Origin of the sequence: Streptomyces sp. G7(2002) (assembly GCF_028870195.1) — a bacterium.
Classification (GTDB): domain Bacteria; phylum Actinomycetota; class Actinomycetes; order Streptomycetales; family Streptomycetaceae; genus Streptomyces; species Streptomyces nigrescens.
The window spans coordinates 8,028,554-8,052,342 of the sequence record NZ_CP102609.1 but is presented as its reverse complement, the minus strand read 5'-3'; the positions used below and the strand labels follow the sequence as shown (position 1 = coordinate 8,052,342).

Here is a 23,789-nt window from a genome sequence, read left to right as displayed (position 1 = left end):
CGGCCCGGAGACCGGACCTGTTCCCTTTGTGCCGCGTTCGCGGGCTGCCGCGCAGGGACCGCCGTACGGTCCGCGGGGCCACGAAGAACAGCAGGCCCGGTGCCTGAGCACCGGACCTGCTGTTCTGTCTTCAGTAGCGGGGACAGGATTTGAACCTGCGACCTCTGGGTTATGAGCCCAGCGAGCTACCGAGCTGCTCCACCCCGCGTCGGTGAACACCACAGTACGGGTCGGCGGCCCCAGGGCCAAATCGATAATCACGACGGGTGCCGCGGGCCGCCGGTCCCGGTGTCCTCACACCGCCCGGTCGGTGATCCGTCCGCCGTCGACCTCGATACGGCGGGTGGTGTGCACCGCGTCGAGCATCCGGCGGTCGTGTGTGACCAGCAGCAGGGTGCCCGGATAGGAGGCGAGCGCGGACTCCAGCTGTTCGATGGCGGGCAGGTCGAGATGGTTGGTCGGCTCGTCCAGGACGAGGAGGTTGACCCCGCGGCCCTGGAGGAGGGCCAGAGCGGCCCGGGTCCGCTCCCCCGGCGAAAGCGTGCGCGCCGGGCGCAGCACATGCGACGCCTTCAGCCCGAACTTCGCGAGCAGGGTGCGCACATCGGCGGGCGACAGATCCGGTACGGAGGCCCGGAAGGCGTCCATCAGCGGATCGTCGCCGAAGAACAGCCCGCGTGCCTGGTCGACCTCGCCGACCACCACCCCGGGGCCGAGCGACGCCTGCCCGGCGTCCAGCGGGAGCCGGCCGAGGAGGGCGGCGAGCAGAGTGGACTTGCCGGAGCCGTTGGGGCCGGTGATGGCGACCCGGTCCGCCCAGTCGATCTGCAGGTCCACCGGGCCGAAGCGGAAGTCGCCGCGCCGCAAGCCGGCACCGCGCAGCGTGGCCACGACCGCGCCGGCCCGGGGCGCGGCGGCGATCTCCATCCGCAGCTCCCACTCCTTGCGCGGCTCCTCGACGACATCGAGACGCTCGATCAGGCGCTGGGTCTGCTTGGCCTTGGCGGCCTGCTTCTCGGTGGCCTCCACCCGGGCCTTGCGGCCGATCTTGTCGTTGTCCGGGGCCTTGCGGCGGGCGTTCTTGACGCCCTTCTCCATCCAGTTGCGCTGGGTGTGCGCGCGGGTCTCCAGAGCGGCCTTGGTGTCGGCGTATTCCTCGTACTGCTCCCGCGCATGGCGCCGGGCCCGCTCGCGCTCCTCCAGGTAGGAGGTGTAGCCGCCGCCGTAGGTGTTGACCTGCTGCTGGGCCAGGTCGAGTTCGACGACGCGGGTGACCGTGCGGGTCAGGAACTCGCGGTCGTGGCTGACCAGGACGGTGCCCGCGCGCAGCCCGGTGACGAAGGATTCCAGCCGGCCGAGGCCGTCCAGGTCGAGGTCGTTGGTCGGCTCGTCCAGCAGGAAGATGTCGTAGCGGGACAGCAGCAGGGAGGCGAGCGAGGCGCGGGCGGCCTGGCCGCCTGAGAGCGTGGTCATCGGCTGGTCGAGGCCGATGGTCAGGCCGAGCTGGGCCGCGGTCTCCTCGGCGCGCTCGTCGAGGTCGGCGGCGCCCAGTGACAGCCAGCGCTCCAGCGCGGTGGCGTAGGCGTCGTCCGCGCCGGGCTGCTCCTCGACCAGCGCCTGGGTGGCGGTGTCCAGGGCGAGCTGGGCGTCGGTGACGCCGGTACGACGGGCGAGGAAGGCCCGTACGGTCTCTCCGGGACGGCGGTCGGGCTCCTGGGGGAGATGGCCGACGGTGGCGGTGGGCGGGCCGAGGGCGAGGGTGCCCTCCTCCGGGGTGTCCAGGCCGGCCAGCAGGCGCAGCAGCGTGGACTTGCCCGCCCCGTTGGCGCCGACGAGGCCGATCACATCCCCGGGGGCGACGACCAGATCGAGGCCGGAGAACAGGACGCGCTCGCCGTGGCCGGCGGCGAGGTCTTTGGCGACGAGAGTTGCTGACATCAGACCGCCGATCGTATCCGGCCGGGTCCCGGCGGTCGCTCTAATATCCGGGGCATGGAACCCGGTCTGAAGACGCATGTCAGCGACGGCACAGCGACCGTCACCATCAGCAATACCGGCAAGCGGAATGCGATGACGGTGCAGATGTGGCGGGATCTGCCGCCGCTGCTGGAGCGGCTGGCGGGCGATCGCGCCGTCCGGTCGCTGGTGCTGACCGGCGAGGGCGGGACCTTCTGCGCGGGCGCCGACATCGGGGCGCTGCGCGAGGGGGCCGCCGAGTCGCAGGGCCTGGCGGTGGCGGCCGAGGAGGCGCTGGCGGCGTTCCCCGGGCCGACGCTGGCGGCGATACGCGGCTACTGCGTGGGGGGCGGCGCCCAGTTGGCGGCCGCCTGTGATCTGCGGTTCGCGGAGGAGGGCGCGCTGTTCGGGGTGACACCGGCCAAGCTCGCGGTGGCCTATCCGGCGTCCGCGACCCGGCGGCTGGTCCGGCTGGTAGGGCTCTCCGCCGCCAAGTACCTGTTGTTCTCCGGGGAGTTGATCGACTGTGCGCGGGCGCTGCGGACCGGCCTGGTGGACGAGGTGCTGGCCGAGGGCGCGCTGGGCAAGCGGGTGGCGGAGTTCTCCGCCGTTCTCGCGAGCCGGTCGCTGCTGACCCAGACCGCGGCGAAGGAACTGGCCAACGGGACCTGGGACGTACCGCCTGCCGAGGCCGAGGAGCGCGGCGCGTACTGGGCCGCTCAGGCGCGCGCGAGCGGCGACACCGCGGAGGGTGCCGCCGCCTTCCTGGAGCGCAGGGCGCCGCGCTTCACCTGGCCCACGGGCTGAGGCCGCGGGCCAGGGGTGGCGGCGGCCGGCCCGCCCCTACTCCTCGCCCGTCAGCACGAAGCGGCTGAGCCCCCGCAGCGCCGCGACGACCTCGGCCGGGGCCTTGTCCGGGGAGCCCGCGTCGTAGGGCGGCCGGGGGTCGTACTCGATGCCGAGCTGGATCGTCTGCGCCGCGGTGTCCCCGGCGATCCGGCCGGCCAGCGTCAGTCCCATGTCGATACCGGCCGAGACGCCGGCCGCCGTGACGTACTTGCCGTCGAAGACGACCCGCTCCCCGGTCGGCTCGGCGCCGAGGCCGGGCAGCTGGTCCAGTGCCAGCCAGTGGGACGTCGCCCGGCGCCCCTTGAGGAGACCGGCGGCGCCGAGGATCAGCGAGCCGGTGCACACCGAGGTGGTCCAGGTGGTGTGGGCGTCCACGGCGCGGATCCACTCCTGCAGCGGGCCGTCCGTCATGTGCGCGAGCTGCCCCGGGCCGCCGGGCACGACGAGGATGTCCGGCGCGGTGACCTCGGCGAGCGTGGCGTCGGCGACCAGCCCGAGCGACCCGAGGTCGCTGCGGTACGGGCCGGTGCGCTCGCCGACGAACACCGCCTCCGCTCCCGGCAGCCGGCTGAGGGTGTCGTAGGGGCCGATGGCGTCCAGCGTGGTGAAGCGGTCGTAGAGAAGGATCGCGAGCTGCATGTCCGGATTCCTGTCGTCGGTGGGTGGTGCCGGCGCCGTGGGTACGTGGCGGCCGGCGCGGTTCAGGCGGTGGGTACGGGTGGGCCGGCGGGCTGGAAGCGGCGGCGGTATTCGGCCGGGGAGGCGCCCAGGACGCGGAGGAAGGCGCGGCGCATCGCCTCGGGGGTGCCGTAGCCGCAGCGGCGCGCCACCTGCTCGATGCCGTCGACGGTGTCCTCCAGGCGCCGGCGGGCGGCCTCCAGCCGGACCCGGTCGACATAGCGACCCGGTGTCATGCCGGTCTCCTCTCGGAACGCCCGGGCGAAGTGCCGCGGGGAGAGCCTCGCGCGCTCGGCGAGGGCGTCGACGGAGAGGTCCGCCTCCGGGTGCTCGGTGATCCACTGCTGGACGTCGCGCAGCGGCCGGCGCTGTGCGGTCTGGGCGGCGAGCTGGGCACTGAACTGGGTCTGGTTGCCCGGCCGCCGCAGAAAGACGACCAGGTGCCGGGCGATGGTCAGCGCGAGGTCCCGGCCGAGGTCCTCCTCCACCAGGGCCAGCGCCAGGTCGATACCGGCCGTCACGCCCGCGGAGGTGGCCAGGTCGCCGTCCCGTACGTAGATCGGCTCGGGTTCGACCCGGACCGCGGGGAAGCGCTCGGCGAGGGTGCCGCAGAGCATCCAGTGTGTGGTCGCCCGGCGGCCGTCCAGCAGCCCGGCCTCGGCCAGCAGCAGCGCTCCGCTGCACACCGAGACCTTCCGGCGGGCGCGGGGGGCGTGGTCGCGCAGCCAGTCGATCAGCCGGGGGTCGGGGGTACGGGTGCCCTGGCCGCCGGGGACCAGCAGGGTGTGCGGCGCCGCGGCGGCGGTGAGGGCGAGGTCGGGAACGAGCGTCAGCCCGCTGGTCGTGCGGACCGGGGCGCCGTCAAGACTGGCGGTGCGGATCCGGTAGGCGCCCGGCATCGCCTGGGCCGCACCGTTGAAGACGTCGACCGGTCCGCAGACATCAAGGGCCTGCACACCGTCGAAGAGAACGACGAGCACATCGCGCTGTTCCATACCGTCCATCCTGGCCAGCGGGGGTGATGGCGGCAATGACGGAAAACCCACCTTTCCTGCCATCGAAAGACGGTGGCGTCCGGACGGCCGACGTCCGGGGCCCCTGGAATCAGCCCATACCGACGGGTCGGTACCCTGCCTCCATGACCTCTTCCAGTGCACTGCCCGAGAAGGCCGGCCGCACCTGCCACAACGTCGTCAACCCCTTCCACTCCACGCACTACTTCGCGCCGGAGCTGTCCGAGGAGATGGCGAAGCTCGGCCTCGACAACCGCAGCGCCGCCTACTTCGCCTGTCGTGGCGCGGCCATGGGCGCCGTGGGCCCCGGCACCATCACGGCCACCTTCTACAACTTCAAGCACGAGCTCATCGCCCAGCACGTCCCGCACGTCTGGACGGTCACCACGCCGCAGGACGTGCTGGACGCCCGGCTGCGTGCCACGGACGCCACGCTGCGCCGGCTCCTCGGCCCCGAGGCCGTCGAGTCGCCGGAGATGGCGGAGGCGGCGGAGCTGGCGCTGCGCGCCGCCGAGGCCTGCACCCGCCGGGCCCGGCCGCTGTACGCCGCGCACGCCGATCTGCCGGTGCCAGAGGCCCCGCACCTGGCCTACTGGCACGCGGCGACGCTGCTGCGCGAACACCGCGGCGACGGCCACCTGATAGCGCTGCTGGACGCCGAACTGGACGGGCTGGAGGCGCTGGTCACCCACACCGCCAGCGGCCGGGGCATGAGCCACAAGGGCGTCCTGGCGACCCGTGGCTGGTCGGAGGAGGACTGGCAGGACGCGCAGGAGCGGCTGCGCTCGCGCGGGCTCCTGGACGAAGCGGGCGAGCTGACCGAGGCCGGAATCCTGCTGCGCAAGGAGCTGGAGCGGAAGACCGACCGGCTGGACCGGGCCCCGTACGAGCACCTGGGCGCCGAGGGCGTGGCCCGGCTCACCGAGCTGGCGACCGGCTTCACCACCGCCGCCATGAACGCCGGGGCGTTCCCCGCGGCGCTGTTCGGCAAGTGATCCGGCGCGTGGTGACGCCTTCCGGTGCGCGGGACTCCCCCGGGGAGTGACGCACCGCGGGCGCCGGGGTGTGCGTAGACGGTCGCGCGCCCCGGCGCCAGGGGTGTCCGCCGCGCCCCTCCCGGCTTCCGGGCGGACGAGGGCACTTCAGGGACACCCCGGCGGCTGGGCGGCGCGACAGCCCGGCCCGCCACCCGGCACAATGCAGGCTCAAGCAAGCGCTGGAAGGCGGGTCTGGATCAACGTGACGGCATCCACTGAGCCCATCGGGGCCCTCGGGACCATCGAAGCGAGGATCGCCGGGGAGCTCGGCGTCAAGGAGCGGCAGGTGAAGGCCGCGGTCGAACTGCTCGACGGGGGCTCGACCGTCCCGTTCATCGCGCGCTACCGCAAGGAAGCCACCGAGATGCTCGACGATGCGCAGCTGCGCTCGCTCGAGGAACGGCTGCGCTATCTGCGGGAGCTGGAGGAGCGGCGGGGTGCGATCCTGGAGTCCGTACGGTCCCAGGGCAAGCTGGACGCCGCCTTGGAGGCGCAGATCCGCGGCGCCGAATCCAAGGCGCGGCTGGAGGACATCTACCTCCCGTTCAAGCCCAAGCGGCGTACCAAGGCACAGATCGCGCGGGAGGCGGGCCTGGAGCCGCTCGCCGACGGGCTGCTGAGCGATCCGTCGGTGGAACCGGCCGCGGCGGCCGCGGCGTTCGTGGACGACGGCAAGGGCGTCGCCGATCCGGCCGCCGCCCTGGAGGGCGCGCGGGCCATCCTGACCGAGCGGTTCGGCGAGGACGCGGATCTGATCGGTGAGCTGCGCGAACGGATGTGGTCGCGCGGGCGGGTGGCGGCGAAGGTGCGCGAGGGCAAGGAGGAGGACGGCGCGAAGTTCGCCGACTACTTCGACTTCGCCGAGCCGTTCACCGAGCTTCCCTCGCACCGGGTGCTGGCGATGTTCCGCGGCGAGAAGGAGGAGATCCTCGATCTCACCCTGGAGCCGGAGGACCCGTCGGCGGCCACCGGGGGTCCGAGCTCCTACGAGCAGTCCATCGCGCACCGCTTCGGCATCGCCGACCGGGGCCGCCCGGCCGACAAGTGGCTGCAGGACACCGTCCGCTGGGCCTGGCGCACCCGCGTCCAGGTGCACCTCGGGATCGATCTGCGGCTGCGGCTGCGGCAGGCCGCCGAGGACGAGGCGGTACGGGTCTTCGCGTCGAATCTGCGCGATCTGCTGCTGGCGGCGCCCGCCGGTACGCGCGCCACGATGGGCCTGGACCCCGGTTTCCGTACGGGCGTGAAGGTCGCCGTCGTGGAGGCGACCGGCAAGGTGGCCGCCACGGAGACCATCTACCCCCATGTGCCGCAGCAGAAGTGGGACGCCTCGCTGGCCACGCTGGCGAAGCTGGCCCGCGAGCACGACGTCGAGCTGATCGCGATCGGCAACGGCACCGCGTCCCGCGAGACCGACAAGCTGGCGGCCGATCTGATCGCCGCCCAGCCGGAGCTGAAGCTGACGAAGGTGATGGTGTCCGAGGCCGGTGCCTCGGTCTACTCCGCCTCCGCGTTCGCCTCGCAGGAGCTGCCCGACATGGATGTGTCGCTGCGTGGCGCGGTGTCCATCGCCCGCCGGCTGCAGGACCCGCTGGCCGAGCTGGTCAAGATCGACCCGAAGTCGATCGGTGTGGGCCAGTACCAGCACGATCTGTCCGAGGTGAAGCTGTCGCGTTCGCTGGACGCGGTGGTCGAGGACTGTGTGAACGGTGTCGGGGTGGACGTCAACACCGCGTCGGCGCCGCTGCTTTCGCGGGTCTCCGGCATCGGCTCCGGCCTCGCCGAGAACATCGTGGCGCACCGGGACAGCAACGGCCCGTTCCGCTCCCGCAAGGCCCTCAAGGACGTGGCGCGGCTCGGCCCGAAGGCGTACGAGCAGTGCGCGGGCTTCCTGCGGATCCGGGGCGGCGACGACCCTCTGGACGCCTCCAGCGTGCACCCCGAGGCGTATCCGGTGGTGCGCCGGATGGTGAAGTCGGCGGGTACCGAGGTCGGTTCGCTGATCGGCAACACGACGGTGCTGCGCTCCCTGAAGGCCGCGGAATTCGTCGATGACTCCTTCGGTCTGCCGACGGTGAGCGACATCCTGCAGGAGCTGGAGAAGCCGGGCCGCGACCCGCGCCCGGTCTTCAAGACCGCGACCTTCAAGGAGGGCGTGGAGAAGATCGGTGATCTGCAGCCGGGGATGCTCCTGGAAGGCGTGGTGACCAATGTCGCCGCCTTCGGGGCGTTCGTGGATGTGGGCGTCCATCAGGACGGTCTGGTCCATGTCTCGGCGATGTCGAAGAGCTTCGTCAAGGACCCGCGGGACGTGGTGAAGCCGGGCGACATCGTGCGGGTCAAGGTGCTCGATGTCGACATTCCACGGAAGCGGATCTCGCTGACGCTGCGGCTGGACGACGAGCACGGCAAGGGCGCGTCGGCGGGCGGCGGTGAGCGGCGCGGTGGCGGCGAGCGCCGGGGCGGCAACGGCGGCGGAGCGCGCGAGGGCGGCCGGGGCGGCGCGCCGCGGCAGCGGCAGGGCGGCGGCGGTCCGCGCGGCGGGGACCGCCGGGGCGGCCGCGACGCCGGGCCGGCCAACGACGCGATGGCGGACGCCCTGCGGCGGGCCGGACTCCTGGGCAAGGACCGCGGCGGCCGCTGAGTCAGGTGCCGGCGATCCGGCGGCAGCGGGACCGCTCCCGCTGCCGCCGGATCGCGGCCGTCACGCGCCTCGTTCGCCTCCCGCCATGATCCGTTGTCAGTGCCTCCTGATACGAAAGGAGGCAGCGGAGAACGGGGGCGGGACATGGCGTACGACACGACAACGGCGGGGCACCGGCCGGTGGTCGACCTGACCGACCGGCGGGCGCTGGAGCGCTGGCGGCCGGCGGAGCCGGAAGTGGTCGCGGAGGCACGGCGGCTGAAGGAAGCCGCGCTGCTGGATTTCGGGCTGACGGATTCCGTGGTGGCGTCCTGGATCTATGCGAAGTGCCACCAGCAGATCCCGACGACGGCCGTGCCGACCGCGGCCGTCGTGGCCTCCGGGGACGGCAGCTGTCCGCTGCTCTACAACCCCGACTTCTTCGTCCGACTGGGCCTGGAGGGCGTGAAGTTCGTCCTCTTCCACGAGGCGCGGCATCTGGTGCACCGCCATCTGTTCGCCGACCCCGAGCTGCGCGAGGACCCGGTGTTCACCCTCGCCGCCGAGGTCGCCATCAACCATGTCGCGCTGGTACGGCTCGGCCGCAAGGAGCTGCCGCAGCTCGACGGCCGGCCCACGGGGGTCGACCCGCGCGAGATCCATCGGGACTATGCCGCCGATCTGACGGCCCAGGGGCTCGAACCGCTTGGCTACGACGCCTTCGTCGAGACCGACATGACCGTGTTCTCCGAGCTCAAGCGCATGCGGCAGCCTCCCGTCCCCGCGGTGCCCTGTGTGCATCTGACGGACCCGGAGACGGCGGACGGCGATCAGCAGACCCTCGACGAGACGGTGTCCTCCGCGCTGGTCAACACCCTGCTGGCGGCGCGGCGCGGACACCCGGGCGCGGAGCGGGAGCTGCTCGATCTGATGGACCGTACGGACGGCACCTCGGAGCATGCGAGCCGGGTGTGGGGGCGGCTGGGCGCGGGGGCGCTGCGCGGCGCGACCCCGCGTACGGGGAAGGTCGACTGGTGGCAGCGCTGGCTGGTCGATGTCCTCGCGTCCAAGCTGCGGGAGGGCGAGCGGCTGGTCTATCCGAAGAAGCGCGGCGCGCTGCTGGCCGCGCTGGGCCACGATCCGATGCTGTCGCGGCGCGGCCCGGTCCGGGAGAAGAACCTCGTGATCGCGTACGACACCTCGGGGTCGATGCCCGACTCGGTGGTCAGCTGGTTGACGGAGCTGGTGGGCGCGATCGACGGGGTGGCCGCCCACTGGCTGTCGTTCGACGGCGTGGTGATGCCGTTCCGCCCCGGTGAGCGGGTGTACGGCGGCGGGGGCACGAGCTTCCAGGCGGTGGCCGACTACGTCGAGGGCCGCACAGCGGTCGACGGCCGCAGCTTCGAGGAGATACCGGACGCCGTGGTGATGCTCACCGACGGCCATGCCCCGCACATCACCCCCGCCGAGCCGGACAAATGGATCTGGCTGATCACGTCGGGCGGAGACGACTGGCCCGACCACCACACCCCGCCGATGGCCTGCCACCGTGTGACGACAGGAGACCGATGAGCACGACCACGCCGACCGCGGCGCCCATGATGGCCGCGGCGACCGCGCAGACCCCGCCGGCCCGTCCCGCGGGATGGCGGCCCAGCGCCACCTACCCCGAGCCCCCGGAGGGCTGGACGGGTGTGTCCCGGCTGGAGTCCTTCGTCGACGCGATGATCGACATGGGCCAGACCGGCCAGATCTTCGGCGAGCACGGCATCGGCAAGACGGCCACCTTCTTCTCCCATCTGCCCAAGGCGTACCCCGATGCCGAGCTGGTCTTCGTGCCGGCCGCCAATCTCACCCCGGACGATCTGCTCGCCAACGCGCCGGTGCGCGACGCCGGAACCGGCGAACTGGTGCTGCGGCAGCTGGTGATGAGCCAGCTGCGGCCCGGCAAGCCGTTCGTGCTGCTGATCGACGACTCGCTGCAGGCGGGTGCGACGATCCAGTCGCAGCTGATGCAGATCGCCTGCAACTGGACGCTGGGCGAGTACGACCTGCGGGAGCTGGGCTGCATCGGCGTCTTCCTGACGGACAATGAATCGCTGGCGGAAACGGCGGCCCGGCGCAGCGATCTGGCCGTCCTGGACCGCATGGTGACGATCCGGATCACCGCCAATGACACGTCCTGGCGGCACCAGCTCGCGGCGAAGTACCACGACTGGAATCTGCGCGAGATCTTCACCCTCTGGGCCACCCTCGCCCCGGCCTTGCGTGAGCTGCTCTCCCCGCGCACCCTCGACCACATCCTCGCCAATGCCCGGGAGGGCTTCCCGCTGCGCTGGGGACTGCCGCTGGTCAATGGCGAACGGCTGCGGCTGGCCGAGCAGAAGGACAACGGCAAGCCGGGCAAGGACCGTACGACCGAGGTGCTGGACCGGATCGCGGCGGCGGTGGGCGCCGCCAATCCCGCCACGATCCCCGATCCGGTGCGCGCCGTGGTGCGTGCGGCGCTGCGCAACCGCTGGTCGGTGCTGTTGCAGGGGCCGCCCGGGTGCGGCAAGACGGAGCTGGTCCGCGAGACCGTCCGTGCGGGCCTCGACGGGCGCGAGCCGCTGTATTTCTCGATGCCGGTGACCAATGTCGAGGACCTCTGCGCACCGATCCCGACCACCGACGGCTCACTGGACAATCTCCTGTCCGGGTCGTTCCTGGGTCCGGAGCCGAAGGCCATCGTCTGGGACGAGTACAACCGCCCCAAGGACAAGGCGGCGTTCGCCAAGCTGATGGAGATCACTCAGGAGTGGTCGCTGGCCGGGCGCCGGATCGAGAATCTGCGGGCGCAGATCGCGGTGCAGAACCCCCCGTACCACCTCGGCCGCAAGCTCCTGGTCGCCCGGAACAACATCGCGCAGGCGACCCGCTTCACCGCCTCGCTGACCCTCGAACCAAGCGACATCCCGGCCAACGAGTGGCTGATCGCGAAGTACGGTGCCGTCGCCGAGACGGTTCTGGAGTGGTGGAAGCACGACATCGACGAGGACGGCCGGGCCTGGATCACCAAGCGCACCATCGAGCGGCTGATCAAGCTCCACCAGCGCGGGCTGCCGCTGGAGATGGGCACGGTCTATCTCGGCGACGGCGAATACGCTCCGGTGCCGCTGACCGCCCTCCTCGACCGGCTCAGCAACCGCCCCGTCACCGGTCTGCGGGAGCTGGCCCAGGAGGTCGACTCCTGGGAGGCGCGGCTGCGGACGGCGGCAAGCGCGTCCAGCGAGGGCTCGAACGACAGCGATCTGGTCCACCAGGCCCTGGCCAACGCGGAGTTGTCCCAGCTGAAGCAGCATCAAGCAGAGGTGGCCCGGCTGGTCGCCCTGCTCCCGCCGAAGCTGCGTTCCACCTATCTGGTGGGCGCATCGAGCGAGGCCCAGCGGTTCTGGATCGAGGTCTTCGCACTGATACCCCGCGGCTGAGGGGGGAGCGAGGCAGTCGGCGGTGCGGCCGCCGACTGCCTGCCGCCGAATTGCGTGGACGGGGCCGGCCGCCTCGATTAGCCTGCCCGCATGTCCAGTCCCGAGGCGTCAAGACGCTAGCCACCGGTCGTCCGGTGGCTCCTTGTGCTGTCTCGCGGTCGCGCCGTCCCGTTGTCGGTCGCCACCCGGCACACTTCCCTGCCACCGGATCGCCGTAGTACGGGCTGATTCCCACCTGATCGTGCGTCACCTCTCTGACGCCCCAGGTGTTCTCGCGCGGTAGCCACGCGTGCCCAGCCGGACGGTCTCTTCCTTCACCTCGTCACGGGTACCGCTGTGCCTGCCACCGCGCCTTGCCGATCCATTCTGTGGTTGCGGAGTGTTGCTGTGCCCTTCGTTCTCTATCTGCTCGGCCTTGCGGTCTTCGCCCAAGGCACCTCCGAGTTCATGCTGTCCGGCCTCCTTCCGGACATCGCCCGTGATCTCCATATCCCGATCGCCGCTGCCGGCGCGCTGACCTCGGCCTTCGCCGTGGGGATGGTGATCGGCGCGCCGCTGATGGCGCTGCTGAGCCTGCGCTGGTCCCGGCGTCGCGCACTGCTGACCTTCCTGGTCACGTTCCTGCTCGTCCATGTCCTCGGGGCGGTCACTCCCCACTACGGGGTCCTGCTGGCCACCCGGGTCGTCGCGGCGCTGGCCAACGCCGGGTTCCTGGCGGTGGCGCTGGCGACCGCGACCTCGATGGCCGCCCCCGACGCCAAGGGCCGCGCCACCTCGGTCCTGCTCGGGGGCACCACCATGGCGTGTGTCGCGGGCGTGCCCGCCGGTGCGCTGCTCGGTGAACTGTGGGGCTGGCGCTCGGCGTTCTGGGCGGTGGCCCTGGTCTCGGTACCCGCCGTCCTCGCGATCCTGTGGTCGGTACCGGCCGACCCCGCCCCGCGGTCCGTCGAGGGCGGTCCCCGCGCACGCACGGAACTGCGCGCCCTGCGCAGCCCCCGGCTCGTGGTGCTGCTGCTCCTCGGCGCCCTGGTGAACGGCGCGACCTTCTGCACCCTCACCTATCTCGCACCGCTGGTCACCGAGGTCACCGGTTTTGAGGAGGGCTGGGTGCCCGCCCTTCTGGCGCTCTTCGGCCTGGGGGCGTTCGCCGGGGTCAGCACCGGCGGCCGCCTGGCCGACACCCGGCCCGTCCGCCTCCTGGTGATCGGCGGACCGGCCCTGCTCGCCGGCTGGATCACGAGTGCGCTCACCGCCGGGAATCCCGTGGCCACCCTGGTGCTCCTCTTCGTCCAGGGGGCGCTGTCGTTCGCCGTCGGCTCCACCCTCGTCTCGCAGGTCCTCTACGCGGCGACCGGGGCACCGGCCCTGGGCGGCGGATTCGCGACGGCGGCGCTCAACGTGGGCGCGGCGCTCGGCCCATGGTGCGGCGGCGCCGCGCTCACCGCAGGCCTCGGCTACCGCGCACCGCTGTGGGTGAGCGCCCTCCTGACGGCACTCGCCCTCGCCTTGGCGGGCCTGGCCCGCACGACGCGCCCCGGGCCGGTCACCGCTCCGCGACGTACGGCCCGGCCCAAAGTCCGTACGGACTCCGCGGCCTGCTCCGGAGCAGCGGGCGAACCGGCGGACGGCCGACGGGTTCGGTGAGCCGCCGGTGTCCCCTTCCGCGACGGCCCGGTGAGGCGGAGCGGCGGGGACGTGCCCTGAAACAAGGGCCGCCTCCCCGTCGGCGGGGAGGCGGCCCCGGGTGGTCATGCCGACCGGGGGTGGCCGAAAAGGAGGTCGAAACCCGGGGGCAGTTGGAGCAGGACGCGCTGCATGAGGTCCTCGCCGGCGGCGTCGGCGACGACGCTGAGCACCGCGCCGACATCCCACTTGGCGGTCTCCTCGGTGGCGCCCTCGATCCAGGCCGCCGTGGCGCGGACGAACCGTTCGGGGTCCAGCGGCTCGGCGGCCTGGAGCGGGTTGAGCAGGATCAGGGCGAAGGTCTCCGGCAAATCGGCGGCCAGCTCGGCCCGTTCCTCGCCGACCAGATGCGCCCCCAGCAGTGCCAGGACGACGCGGGCCGCCCGTTCCGCTTCTTGTGGTGAGTCGTACTCGCCACGCTCCTGGACCTGTGCCAGGAACGCCTCCCAACGCATGGGCGCCACAGCTGCCTCCTTCTCGTCGGAGCGCGGAGGGCGGGACCGGCGGGGAGATCACATTCCCGCCCTCCGCGCGGTCCCGCTCAGCCGCGGATCTGCTTCTTCGCAGTGTCCCCGCCAATGGCGATCTTGCGGGGCTTGGCACGCTCGGCGATCGGGATCCGCAGGGTCAGGACACCCGCGTCGTAGTCAGCCTTGATGTGCTCCGTGTCCAGCGTGTCGGCCAGCATCAGCTGGCGGGAAAAGACACCCAATGGCCGCTCGGAGAGCTCCATCTGTGCGCTGTCGGCCTTGGCGAACGGCCGGCGCTCGGCCTTGACGGTCAGCATGTTCCGCTCGACGTCGATGTCGATCGCGTCCGTGGAGACCCCGGGGAGGTCCAGGGCGATCACATACTCGTCGCCCTCGCGGAATGCGTCCATCGGCATCGGGGAGGGCCTCGACCAGGTGCCGGACGTGCCCATGAGCTGCTGGGTGAGCCGGTCGAGCTCGCGGAACGGGTCAGTGCGCATCAACATCGCGAAACACCTCCAGTTGGTTCAGGCACTACTGCCTGGCCAATGCGCTTCACCTGTCTCCCGTTGTAACATGTCATCCAAACGATGACAAGCAAGATGTCATCCAACGGCTGACACGCCTTCGAGGCATCCGGCCGCCCCACGCTGACAACCTCTGACGAAGGGAGATCCCGTGTCCGCAGCCGACCGGCCCCAGGACCCCACTCCCGCTTCCTTCCTCGCCTCCGTGGCCGCGCTGGATTCGATCCACGAAGCCCTGCGTGCCGCCCACGGCACGGGAACCGGCGAGCCGCCCGCCCCGGACGCGACCGGTCCCGAGCAGGCGCTGGCCGCGCTTCTCCTGCTGCGCGAGGTGCGCCTCCAACTCGCCGGCTGGGAGCCCGGCCTGATCGAAGCGGCCCGCGACGCGGGCGCGAGCTGGGCCGACCTCGCCGAACCCCTCGGCGTCACCAGCCGTCAGGCCGCCGAACGCCGCTATCTGCGGCTGCGCCCCGGCGCCGCCGGCACCACCGGCGAGCAGCGGGTGAAGGCCACCCGCGACCGCCGCGCCGCCGACCGCTCCGTCACCGCCTGGGCCCGGCTCCACGCCGCCGATCTGCGCAGGCTCGCCGGTCAGATCACCGCGCTCACCGACCTGCCCGTCGGCGCCCACCCCTCGATCAGCCGCCTGAGCCACGCCCTGGGCGACAACGACGCCGCCCAGCTCGTCGGCCCGCTGACCGACACCCGTCCGCACCTGGAGCACGGCCACCCCGACCTCGCCGCCCGCATCGACGGCATCACCCACCACGCCGACCAACTGCGCCGGGACAGCGACGACCAGCGCCGGACCACCGGCTGACACCGGGCGGACGGCGCGGCACTCACCGCAGGCTCCGGGACCGGACCGCGCGCCGCGCCGCCTTCCGGCATGGGGCGGCTCGCGCCCCCGCGCCCCTCGGCTCAGCCCGTCCCCGCGTACCCCCGGATCCGCTCCAGTTCCACGGCCACATCCGTGAGCGTGGCGCAGTCCGGAACCGGCGGGAGGTCCGGGCCGGACAGACCGCGCCCGGGCGGCCGGTCCGGGTCCTCCAGGGCGTCGGCCATCGCCGACAGCGCCTGGCACAGCGCCTCGGCCTCGGCCCTGCCCGGGCGGTGCGCGCCATGGTCGAGGCGTACCGCACAGGCGGTCGCGGCGTCCACGATGCGTTCGGCCGCGGTGACGACGGTCAGCCAGTCGGGGTTGCGGTCGCGGGCGGCGAGGAGTTCGGCCGCGGCGGTCTCCGCCGCCGCCCTGGCCTCCCCCAGCGCCCGGTAGGCGGTGCGGCGCAGCGCCAGCCGCCGGGTGGGGTCCGCGCCCGGTTCCGACTCCAGTACGTACCGCAGGAACTGCTCGGTGCAGCGCAGCGCCGAGGTGACGCGGTGCCCGACCCGGCGCCGCGGGTCGGCGAGCCGCGGCAGATGTCCGACGACAAGGACGATGCCGCAGGCGATGGAGGTGTCCACGATCCGCTCGGCGGCGGCCTGCGGATCGCCGCTGACATGCACGAACGACAGCACCATGAGGGTGATCGCGACGGTCTGCAGGGCGAAGTGACGGGTGGCGAACGGCAGCAGCGCCCCGCCCGCGCCCGCCATCAGCGCGGGCCACCACGAACCGGTCAGCAGCAGGCCCGCCCCGGCGAAGACCAGCACACCCGCGACGGTCCCGGCGAAGCGGTTGACCGTACGGGAGAACAGCGGCCCCAGGTCCGGCTTGACGAGGAAGGTGACGGTCGCCGGGAGCCAGTACCAGTGGTCGGCGCGGAGCAGCAGGGCCACGGCGGCGCTCGCGGCGATGCAGACGGCGACGCGCAGGCCGTAGTCCCGCCCGGCGGGCCCGAACAGGCCGCGCCCGCGCCGTGTCCGCCCGCCGACGGCACCCAGTGCCCCGCGGACCACGGCCACGGGCCGGGCCGCCCAGACGGGATGGCCGGACGGTGCCGGCTCCGCCCGCGGCGGCGCCTCGGGCTCCCGCCGGGCGAACGCGACCGCGGCGTCCAGCAAGGCCTGGTCGAAGGCACCGCGCGCGGCCGTGCTGGTCTCCGGGGCGGACAGCCGGCCCGGCGGCCGCCCGGTGCGCAGCGCGTCGGCGAACCTACGGGGGCTCTCCGCCACCCGGGACGGCAACGGGCGGGCCTCCCACAGCAGCGCCACGCTGGCCTCGCACAGCGCGGTGGCGGCGGCGAACCGCTCGGTGAGCAGACGTTCTTCCGTACGGGCGGGCCCGCGCAGCAGCCGGCTCGTGAGGCGGCGCAGCCTCAGGGCCTCGTCGGCGCGGTCCAGGGCGGCGGTGAGCCGGCGTCTGGCGGGCTCGGCACCGGGCCCGCCGACCGCGCTCAGGGCGTCGGCGAGCGCGTCGAAGACCGTGGCGACCGCGGCCCGCTCGCCGCTGAGCGCCCCGCCCGCCGGACGGGGCGAGCGCAGGACGAGCCGCAGCAGAAGCAGCCAGAGGCAGCCCGCCAGGACATAGAGGGCCTTCGCCCAGGGCGCGCCGGGCAGCGGCATCCCGGCGCCCAGGATGGTGGTGGCCAGCATCTGCATCCCGGCGTTGGAGCGCACCGGCCCGGCCACGCTGCCCGCACCGGAGACGAAGCCGACGGCGAACAGCGCCGGGACGATCCACCAGCCCGCGTCGGCCGCCCGCAGCGAGGCACCGATCAGCATGCCGAGCGCCGAGGCGAGGGCGGGCAGTCCGATATGGACGATGCCGGTGCGCCGGGTGCCGGGGCGGTCGTTGACCCCGGCCAGCATCGAGCCGAGTCCGGCCAGGACGCCGGGGGCCGGGTGGCCGGTCGCGATGCCCGCGCCCAGCAGCGGCCCCGCACACAGCGCACCGCGGGCAACGGCCGCCCAGGGTACGGGCAGCCGCTGCCAGTGGAAGGGGTGAGCGAGCCAGGCGGGCACGGCGCGCGGCGCGCGGAGCATGGGCCTCCTCAGACGACGGCGTACGGACGGGCGGCGAGCGGGATCCGAGGGGCGTCATCGGCCGACGGTGCTGCTACCAGCCTAAGGTCCGGAAGGGGCCACACCACTGCCGCGGGGTTACCACAAGATCACGAACGAATGGCGGGCAGCCGGCCCGGCTCCGCACCCCACGCCCTTGCCCGCTCCGCCCGTCGGGTGGACGCCGCCCGGCACCGGCAACACTCCGTCCCGTCAACCGGCCCCCGGCTCACCACAACCCGGCAAGCCGGTACAGCACCAGTGACCCCGCCACCGCCACATTCAGGCTGGCGCCGGTGCCGACCATCGGGATCTCCACCACCTCGTCCAGCAGATCCAGCGCCTCGGGCGGAATCCCGTACCGCTCGTGCCCGAGGACCATCACCGTCGGCTCGCGCGCGGCCGGCAGGTCCGCCAGCCGTACCGCCTCGTCGGCGAGTTCCACCCCCACCACACGCAGCCCCCGTTCGCGCTGCCGCTCCAGCCGGCCCAGCGGATCACCGGTCCAGTGCACACAGGCGGGTCTGCGGAGCGTATTGCCGCGCTCCAGCGCCTCGGGCACCCAGGAGAACCGCGGCACGGTCAGACAGGCGCCGACCGCATCGCAGGTGCGCAGCAGGGTGCCGAGGTTGGCCCCGTGCAACGGCCACAGCGGTGCGGCGTAGAGATGGTCCCAGCACGCGTGGGCCCGCGGACGGCGGGCGCGGCGGAGTTCACCGGGGGTACGGGTACGGAAGGCGGGCGCGGCCGGCGGCACGGGGGCGGGACCCCGGCGCCGCGCACGGCCGCTCATCGCACGGCGGAGGCGGCCCTCCGGAAACTCTTGGTGGCAGTGAGGAACTGCGGCAGCATCTGCATCATCCAGGGCGCTTGGCGGCGCGCCCGGGCCATCGTCGTCCGGACCGTCACCCGGCCCGGTTCTGTTCCGAAGCCGCCCCGGTCCGGGCGCGGCCGCACCAGGCCAGGGCGCCGCTCCCCCGGGGTCCTCCCCTTTTCCGCGCCCGCCCCACCGGTTAGCGTCCCGGCATGACGAGCAATACGGAGAGCCTGGACATACGGGTGGTCGGCGGTGGCGTGATCGGGCTGACGTCGGCGATCGCACTGGCCGAGGACGGGCACCGGGTACGGGTACTGAGCCGGGACGCGGCCGGCGACACGACCTCGGCGGTGGCGGGCGGGCTCTGCTGGCCGTACCGCATCCAGCCGTACGAGCGGGCGGTGGAGTGGTCCGTACGCTCCTTCCAGGTGCTGGCCGCACTCGCGGGGCGGCCGGAGGAGACGGGCGCCCGGATGGTGACGGGCACGATGACGGCCACGACGGGCGGCGGCCGGGGCGCCTCCGGGAAGGCGGGCGACGGCGCCGAGGACGGTCTGGCCGCCTGGTACGACGCGGTGCCCGGGTTGCGGCGGGCAAGGGCGGAGGAGCTCCCGGAGGGCCATGCGTCGGGGTGGCGGGCCCGTACTCCCCTGGTGGACATGCCCGCCCATCTCCGTTATCTGGAACGGCGGTTGACGGCCGCGGGCGGGGCCGTGGAGCGGTGCGAGGTCACCTCGCTGGAGGAGGCCGGAGCGGCGGCGGACATGGTCGTCAACTGCTCGGGACTCGGTGCGCGCGCTCTCGTCCCCGATCCGGAAGTCCATCCGGTCCAGGGGCAGTTGGTGATCGTGGAGAACCCCGGCATCGAGGAGTGGTACGTGTCCGCCGACGCCGGGGCGAGCGACACCACGTATCTGCTGCCGCAGCCGTACGGCCTGGTGCTCGGCGGTACGGCACAGGAGAACGCCTGGTCCCGGGAGCCCGATCCGGCGGTGGCGGAGGCCATCGTGGCCCGCTGTGCGCGGCGCTTCCCGGAGCTTGCGCGGGCCCGGGTCCTGGCGCACAAGGTGGGGCTGCGCCCGGCCCGCCCGGCGGTGCGGCTGGCGGCGGAGCGGCTGTCCGGCGGTGTGCCGTGCGTCCACAACTACGGGCACGGCGGTGGGGGCGTGACCGTGGCGTGGGGGTGCGCGGACGAGGTGCTGCGGATGGTGCGGGCGGTCCAGGAGGAGCGCGGACCGGTGCGCGGGTAACTACGGAGGTGCCGCCTCCGCCGCGGCGTGGCCTTCCCCGGCCACGAATTCGCCGCGTATCCGTATCTCCGTCCGCTCCTGACCGTTCTCTCCGTAGTCACCTGTGTGTCCACCCGGGGGAATGCACCGATGCCAGGCCTGAAACCCGCCCGATCGTCCAGCGGTGTGCGAACGAGCGGAATTTGCCGCCCGGAGCGCGCATCCATTCGCCCGTCTCAGGCGTCTCATGAGCAAGCGCCATTCCTATATGGCCGCACTGCAGGGGTATTTGGAGTATCCACTTTGAAAAACGGCATTAAGGGCATTCATCGCGTATCCGCGGTCGCTGTCACCGCGGGAGCCGTCCTGACGGCCGGGGCGTTCACCGCTCCGGCGCAGGCCGCTACGCTCAAGACCCCCACGATCGCCGCCAAGGGCGGCTACGTGATGAACAACGGCACGGGGAAGTCCCTCTTCACCAAGGCCGCGGACACCCGGCGCTCCACCGGCTCCACCACCAAGATCATGACGGCACGGGTGGTGCTGGCGCAGCCGAACCTCAACCTTGATTCCAAGGTGACGGTCCAGAAGGCGTACAGCGACTACATCGTCGACAACGACTGGGCCTCGTCGGCCCGGCTGATCGTCGGCGACAAGGTCACCGTCCGCCAGCTGCTGTACGGGCTGATGCTCCCGTCCGGCTGCGACGCGGCGTACGCGCTGGCCGACAAGTTCGGCAGCGGCTCCACCCGGGACGCGCGGGTCAAGTCGTTCATCGGCAAGATGAACTCCACGGCCAAGTCGCTCGGCCTGACGAACACGCACTTCGACTCGTTCGACGGCATCGGGAAGGGCGCGAACTACTCGACTCCGCGCGACCTGACCAAGCTCGCCTCGAACGCGATGAAGTACTCCACGTTCCGTACGGTCGTGAAGACGAAGTCGACCAAGCAGAAGGTCACGACGAAGAGCGGTGGCTACCGCTACATGTCGTGGACCAACACCAACGCGCTGCTCGGCAGCTACTCGGGCACCCTCGGCGTCAAGACGGGCTCCGGCCCGGAGGCCAAGTACTGCCTGGTCTTCGCCGCCACCCGGGGCGGCAAGACGGTCATCGGCACGGTTCTCGCCTCCTCTTCGGTGGAGAACCGCACCGCTGACGCGAAGAAGCTGATGGACTACAGCTTCAAGAAGTAACCCGATCCGGAACAGGCGTGGGGCCTGCTCGCGACCTTCCGGCCGCGAGCAGGCCCCTTCGTCATCGTGCGGCGCCGGTCCGGCAACGCACCCGGTCCGCACGGCGACGCACCGGAATCGGGCTAGCCGCCGCTTTTGACTCCGGCACCGCTGTCCTCGCCGGTACCGTCACCGTCACCGTTGCCGGTGCCGCCGGGTCCGATCTGGAACTCGAAGTCACCGTCGTACTGCTCATGGCCCGCGATCACGGCCAGCTCGACGGCTTCCTCGCCCTTCTGGCCACGCACGATCAGCGGATCGCTGCGCAGATCGCGCATCAGCGCCCAGCACATGGCGATCATCACGACCATGAAGGGCACCGCGACCAGAATCGTCAGATTCTGCAGTCCGGTCAGGGCATCACCCGATCCGCCACCGATCAGCAGCATGATCGCGGCAACCGCACCGGTCACCACTCCCCAGAAGATCACCACAAGCCGGGTCGGCTCGAAGGTGCCCTTCTGCGAGAGCGTGCCCATGACGATGGACGCGGCATCGGCACCGGACACGAAGAAGATGCCGACCAGGATCATGACCAGAACGCTGGTCACCGTGGCGAGCGGGTACTGGTGCAGCACATCGAAGAGCTGGCCTTCGGGGGTGCTCGACCCGCTGAGCTGCTTGGACTCCTGCAGCTTCATGGCCGAGCCGCCGAACACCGCGAACCACACCAGGCTGACCACGCTCGGCACGAGGATGACCCCGCCGATGAACTGCCGGATCGTCCGGCCGCGGCTGATCCGGGCGATGAACATGCCCACGAAGGGCGTCCAGGAGATCCACCACGCCCAGTAGAAGACGGTCCAGCTGCGCAGCCAGCCGCCCACATCGTCGCCGCTGCCGGCTTCCGTACGTCCCGCCAGCTGCGGCAGTTCGCCGATGAACGAGCCGAGGGAGGTCGGCAGCAGATTGAGGATGAGAATCGTCGGTCCGACGACGAACACGAAGACCGCCAGAATCAGCGCCAGCACCATATTGATGTTGGACAGCATCTGGACGCCCTTGGCGATGCCGGAGACCGCGGACAGGATGAAGGCAATGGTCAGCACGGTGATGACGCCGACCAGCAGGGTGGTGCTGACGCTGTCCATCCAGCCCAGCACCTTGATGCCGCTGCCGATCTGCAGCGCACCGAGACCCAGCGAGGCCGCGGAGCCGAAGAGGGTGGCGAAGATGGCCAGGATGTCGATGACCCGGCCGCCCCAGCCGTTCGCCCGCCGGGAGCCGATCAGTGGCGTGAACACCGCGCTTATCGTCTGCCGCCTCCCCCGCCGGAAGCAACTGTAAGCAATCGCCAGACCCACCACCGCGTAGATCGCCCACGGGTGCAGCGTCCAGTGGAACAGCGTCGTGGCCATCGCCGTGTCCATCGCCTGGGCGGCATCCTGCGGATCGGTGCCCGGCGGCGGGGTGGTGAAGTGCCCCAGCGGCTCACTGACGCCGTAGAACATCAGGCCGATGCCCATGCCCGCGCTGAACATCATCGCGACCCAGGACACGGTGCGGAATTCGGGCTCCTCGCCCTCCTTGCCCAGCGTGATCCGCCCGTATTTGCTCACCGCAAGCCAGATCGCGAAGATCACGAATGCGGAGGCGGAGAGGACGAACGCCCAGCCGAGATTGTCGATCACCCAGTTCAGCATCGAGGTCGATGCATTCTTGAGGGATTCGGTGGAGGACGCTCCCCAGCCGATGAAGGCGAGGGTGAGCAGCGCGGTCACACCGAAGACCACACGGTCGGTCTGCGGGGGCCCGTTCTCCTGAGGGCCGTCGGGGAGATCCGTCACGGATGACGTGCCACCCCCATCTCCGGACTTTCTGTCTGTGTCCGACACGTGTCAACCTTTCAATGGGCCATATTTTCCTTACCCGTTACCCCCTACCACACGACGGCAGACGTTGAGGGGCGTCGCGACCGTAAGGTGATAACCGGCCCTCTGGTCCAACAGCAGCGGAATGAGCTTCCTCAGCGGCTGGCGCAGCGGCACGACGACGCCGTCACGGTCCCGACGCCACACCACTCCGTGCCGCACCAGTTCTTCTCTGACCTGGGCAAACTGTCTCTCTTCGAGGCGATAGGCGCAAGGCGGATGGGCCAGGATCTGTGCGTCGGTGGCCGGTTCGTTATCCGCGCCGCCGAGGTAGACCGGACCGTGATCGTTATAGCCCGCGAGCCGGGCGGCGGTGGTGGCCGCCTCGATCCGTGACCGGTGCCGGTCGAAGAAGGTGAAGGCGCCGTCCAAGGCGGCCAGCTGGGAGTCCACCCGGCGTCGGTTGTTGAACGCGGGGTCGGCCTTCTCGGCCTCGGTGAGCGCATCGACCCGGGTCTCGACGAGCAGTCCGACCGAGCCCTTGACACCCGCGGTGTTGCGCAGGATCCGCTCCTGGCCGTCGCCGGCGACCTGCTTGACGGGATCACCGGTCTCCGGGTCGGTCCAGATGCCGTAGACACCGGTGGAGAAGCCCGCCCGGTGGACGGCGGGCCGCACGAAGTCCTGGGAGAGCGCGCCCGCTTCGCGGTGCACCCCGCCCGAGGTGTTGAGGTTGCGCGGCCACAGCGACAGTACGTCCTTCATGTAGTACGGGACCGTGGGGCCGTACTCGTGCAGGTCGTAGACGGTGTCGGGGCGGTAGTCGCGGATGACCTCGGCCATCGCACGGCCCTCGGCGGTCTGGAGGGCGATGTGGTCACGGTTGATGTCCGTACCGTCGGCGTTGCCCCGGGTGTCCGCGGCCCGGCCGTCGGGGTTGGCGGTCGGTACGACCAGCACGCTGGTGCGTTCCAGGAAGCGCCGGGTGGCCGCGTCCTTGGCGTAGGCGAGATCGCGGACGGTGGTCAGACAGGCCTCGCGCCCGGAGGGCTCGTCCCCGTGCTGGGAGCAGATCAGCAGGACGGAGTTGCCGCGGCGGACCTCCGCCGGGCGGTCGGGGGCGGGGGCGCCGATCCGGACGAGCTGCACCGGGCGGCCCTGGCCGGTGGTGCCGATCCGGTCGATCCGTACGCGCACCGAGCCCCGGTCGACGGCCCGGAGGAAATCCTGTTCCTCGGCCTGGCCGGTCCAGCGGGCGCCATGGCTGGTCTCGAATCCCGTACGGGGAGCGGGGGTTGCGGTCGGGGCGGTGGGAGCGGCCGGCGGGGTCGCGCCGAGGGTGGCCGTCAGCCCGATGGTCAGCGGCACCACGGCGAGGCGGTGGGGGCGGGGTATCACGAGGAGGAGCCTCCCTTGGGTGAGCGGTGGAGGTGGCGTGGGGGTGGTGCCG

General features: G+C 71.9%; 18 protein-coding genes and 1 tRNA gene. 9 read left to right on the top strand and 10 right to left on the bottom strand.

What is annotated here, in order from left to right; all coding sequences use genetic code 11:
* Positions 1 to 134: 134 nt before the first annotated feature.
* Positions 135 to 208, bottom strand: a tRNA-Met gene (locus NUT86_RS34525).
* An 86-nt stretch (positions 209 to 294) separates the two neighbouring features.
* On the bottom strand, positions 295 to 1,938 hold the full coding sequence (locus NUT86_RS34520; RefSeq protein WP_109894468.1) for an ABC-F family ATP-binding cassette domain-containing protein: 1,644 nt from the start codon (positions 1,936 to 1,938) through the stop codon (positions 295 to 297).
* A gap of 54 nt (positions 1,939 to 1,992) precedes the next feature.
* Here NUT86_RS34520 and NUT86_RS34515 point away from each other — a divergent pair, with 54 nt between their 5' ends.
* Positions 1,993 to 2,763 carry an enoyl-CoA hydratase/isomerase family protein gene (locus NUT86_RS34515; RefSeq protein ID WP_018090617.1) on the top strand — a complete coding sequence of 257 codons (771 nt, stop codon included), beginning with the start codon at positions 1,993 to 1,995 and terminating at the stop codon, positions 2,761 to 2,763.
* A 36-nt stretch (positions 2,764 to 2,799) separates the two neighbouring features.
* On the opposite strand, the gene NUT86_RS34510 is transcribed toward NUT86_RS34515, so the two are convergent.
* Positions 2,800 to 3,444 (bottom strand): DJ-1/PfpI family protein, encoded by a 645-nt coding sequence (locus NUT86_RS34510; protein WP_018090616.1) that lies wholly within the window; start codon positions 3,442 to 3,444, stop codon positions 2,800 to 2,802.
* A 62-nt stretch (positions 3,445 to 3,506) separates the two neighbouring features.
* Positions 3,507 to 4,478: a GlxA family transcriptional regulator gene (locus NUT86_RS34505; protein ID WP_274739263.1), complete on the bottom strand. Its 972-nt coding sequence runs from the start codon at positions 4,476 to 4,478 to the stop codon at positions 3,507 to 3,509.
* A gap of 143 nt (positions 4,479 to 4,621) precedes the next feature.
* On the opposite strand from NUT86_RS34505, the gene NUT86_RS34500 reads away from it, so the two are divergent.
* The 5 genes from NUT86_RS34500 (at position 4,622) to NUT86_RS34480 (ending at position 13,267) form a co-directional block, all read left to right on the top strand.
* Entirely contained in the window at positions 4,622 to 5,491 is an 870-nt protein-coding gene (locus tag NUT86_RS34500) for an SCO6745 family protein (RefSeq protein ID WP_274739261.1), read from the top strand.
* A 244-nt stretch (positions 5,492 to 5,735) separates the two neighbouring features.
* On the top strand, positions 5,736 to 8,177 hold the full coding sequence (locus NUT86_RS34495; protein WP_274739260.1) for a Tex family protein: 2,442 nt from the start codon (positions 5,736 to 5,738) through the stop codon (positions 8,175 to 8,177).
* A gap of 144 nt (positions 8,178 to 8,321) precedes the next feature.
* On the top strand, positions 8,322 to 9,728 hold the full coding sequence (locus NUT86_RS34490) for a vWA domain-containing protein (protein WP_274739258.1): 1,407 nt from the start codon (positions 8,322 to 8,324) through the stop codon (positions 9,726 to 9,728).
* Positions 9,725 to 11,623, top strand: coding sequence for an ATP-binding protein (locus tag NUT86_RS34485; protein ID WP_274739256.1), 1,899 nt, complete (start codon positions 9,725 to 9,727; stop codon positions 11,621 to 11,623). The genes NUT86_RS34490 and NUT86_RS34485 overlap by 4 nt, the downstream gene beginning before the upstream one ends.
* Positions 11,624 to 12,010: 387 nt before the next feature.
* The gene (locus NUT86_RS34480) at positions 12,011 to 13,267 is read left to right on the top strand and encodes a Cmx/CmrA family chloramphenicol efflux MFS transporter (RefSeq protein WP_274739255.1); all 1,257 of its coding nucleotides are present in this window, start codon (positions 12,011 to 12,013) and stop codon (positions 13,265 to 13,267) included.
* A 104-nt stretch (positions 13,268 to 13,371) separates the two neighbouring features.
* On the opposite strand, the gene NUT86_RS34475 is transcribed toward NUT86_RS34480, so the two are convergent.
* On the bottom strand, positions 13,372 to 13,761 hold the full coding sequence (locus NUT86_RS34475) for a DUF2267 domain-containing protein (RefSeq protein ID WP_018090609.1): 390 nt from the start codon (positions 13,759 to 13,761) through the stop codon (positions 13,372 to 13,374).
* A gap of 86 nt (positions 13,762 to 13,847) precedes the next feature.
* On the bottom strand, positions 13,848 to 14,282 hold the full coding sequence (locus NUT86_RS34470) for an Hsp20/alpha crystallin family protein (protein ID WP_159485031.1): 435 nt from the start codon (positions 14,280 to 14,282) through the stop codon (positions 13,848 to 13,850).
* Between the two features lie 172 nt (positions 14,283 to 14,454).
* Between NUT86_RS34470 and NUT86_RS34465 the strand changes: the two genes are divergently transcribed.
* Positions 14,455 to 15,123: a type III effector protein gene (locus tag NUT86_RS34465; RefSeq protein WP_159485033.1), complete on the top strand. Its 669-nt coding sequence runs from the start codon at positions 14,455 to 14,457 to the stop codon at positions 15,121 to 15,123.
* 101 nt (positions 15,124 to 15,224) lie between these two features.
* Here the strand turns inward: NUT86_RS34465 and NUT86_RS34460 are convergent, their stop codons facing one another.
* Together NUT86_RS34460 and NUT86_RS34455 are read right to left on the bottom strand one after the other, a co-directional pair.
* Positions 15,225 to 17,228: an FUSC family protein gene (locus NUT86_RS34460; RefSeq protein WP_159485035.1), complete on the bottom strand. Its 2,004-nt coding sequence runs from the start codon at positions 17,226 to 17,228 to the stop codon at positions 15,225 to 15,227.
* Between the two features lie 247 nt (positions 17,229 to 17,475).
* Entirely contained in the window at positions 17,476 to 18,039 is a 564-nt protein-coding gene (locus tag NUT86_RS34455; RefSeq protein ID WP_274739253.1) for a TrmH family RNA methyltransferase, read from the bottom strand.
* A gap of 233 nt (positions 18,040 to 18,272) precedes the next feature.
* Between NUT86_RS34455 and NUT86_RS34450 the strand changes: the two genes are divergently transcribed.
* Together NUT86_RS34450 and NUT86_RS34445 are read left to right on the top strand one after the other, a co-directional pair.
* Positions 18,273 to 19,313 carry an FAD-dependent oxidoreductase gene (locus NUT86_RS34450; protein WP_274739251.1) on the top strand — a complete coding sequence of 347 codons (1,041 nt, stop codon included), beginning with the start codon at positions 18,273 to 18,275 and terminating at the stop codon, positions 19,311 to 19,313.
* Positions 19,314 to 19,595: 282 nt separating this feature from the next.
* Positions 19,596 to 20,489, top strand: coding sequence for a D-alanyl-D-alanine carboxypeptidase family protein (locus tag NUT86_RS34445; RefSeq protein WP_159485039.1), 894 nt, complete (start codon positions 19,596 to 19,598; stop codon positions 20,487 to 20,489).
* 122 nt (positions 20,490 to 20,611) lie between these two features.
* On the opposite strand, the gene NUT86_RS34440 is transcribed toward NUT86_RS34445, so the two are convergent.
* Both NUT86_RS34440 and NUT86_RS34435 read right to left on the bottom strand, forming a co-directional pair.
* Positions 20,612 to 22,315, bottom strand: coding sequence for a BCCT family transporter (locus NUT86_RS34440; protein WP_274739249.1), 1,704 nt, complete (start codon positions 22,313 to 22,315; stop codon positions 20,612 to 20,614).
* A gap of 78 nt (positions 22,316 to 22,393) precedes the next feature.
* On the bottom strand, positions 22,394 to 23,737 hold the full coding sequence (locus NUT86_RS34435; RefSeq protein WP_274739247.1) for a M14 family metallopeptidase: 1,344 nt from the start codon (positions 23,735 to 23,737) through the stop codon (positions 22,394 to 22,396).
* Positions 23,738 to 23,789: the final 52 nt, after the last annotated feature.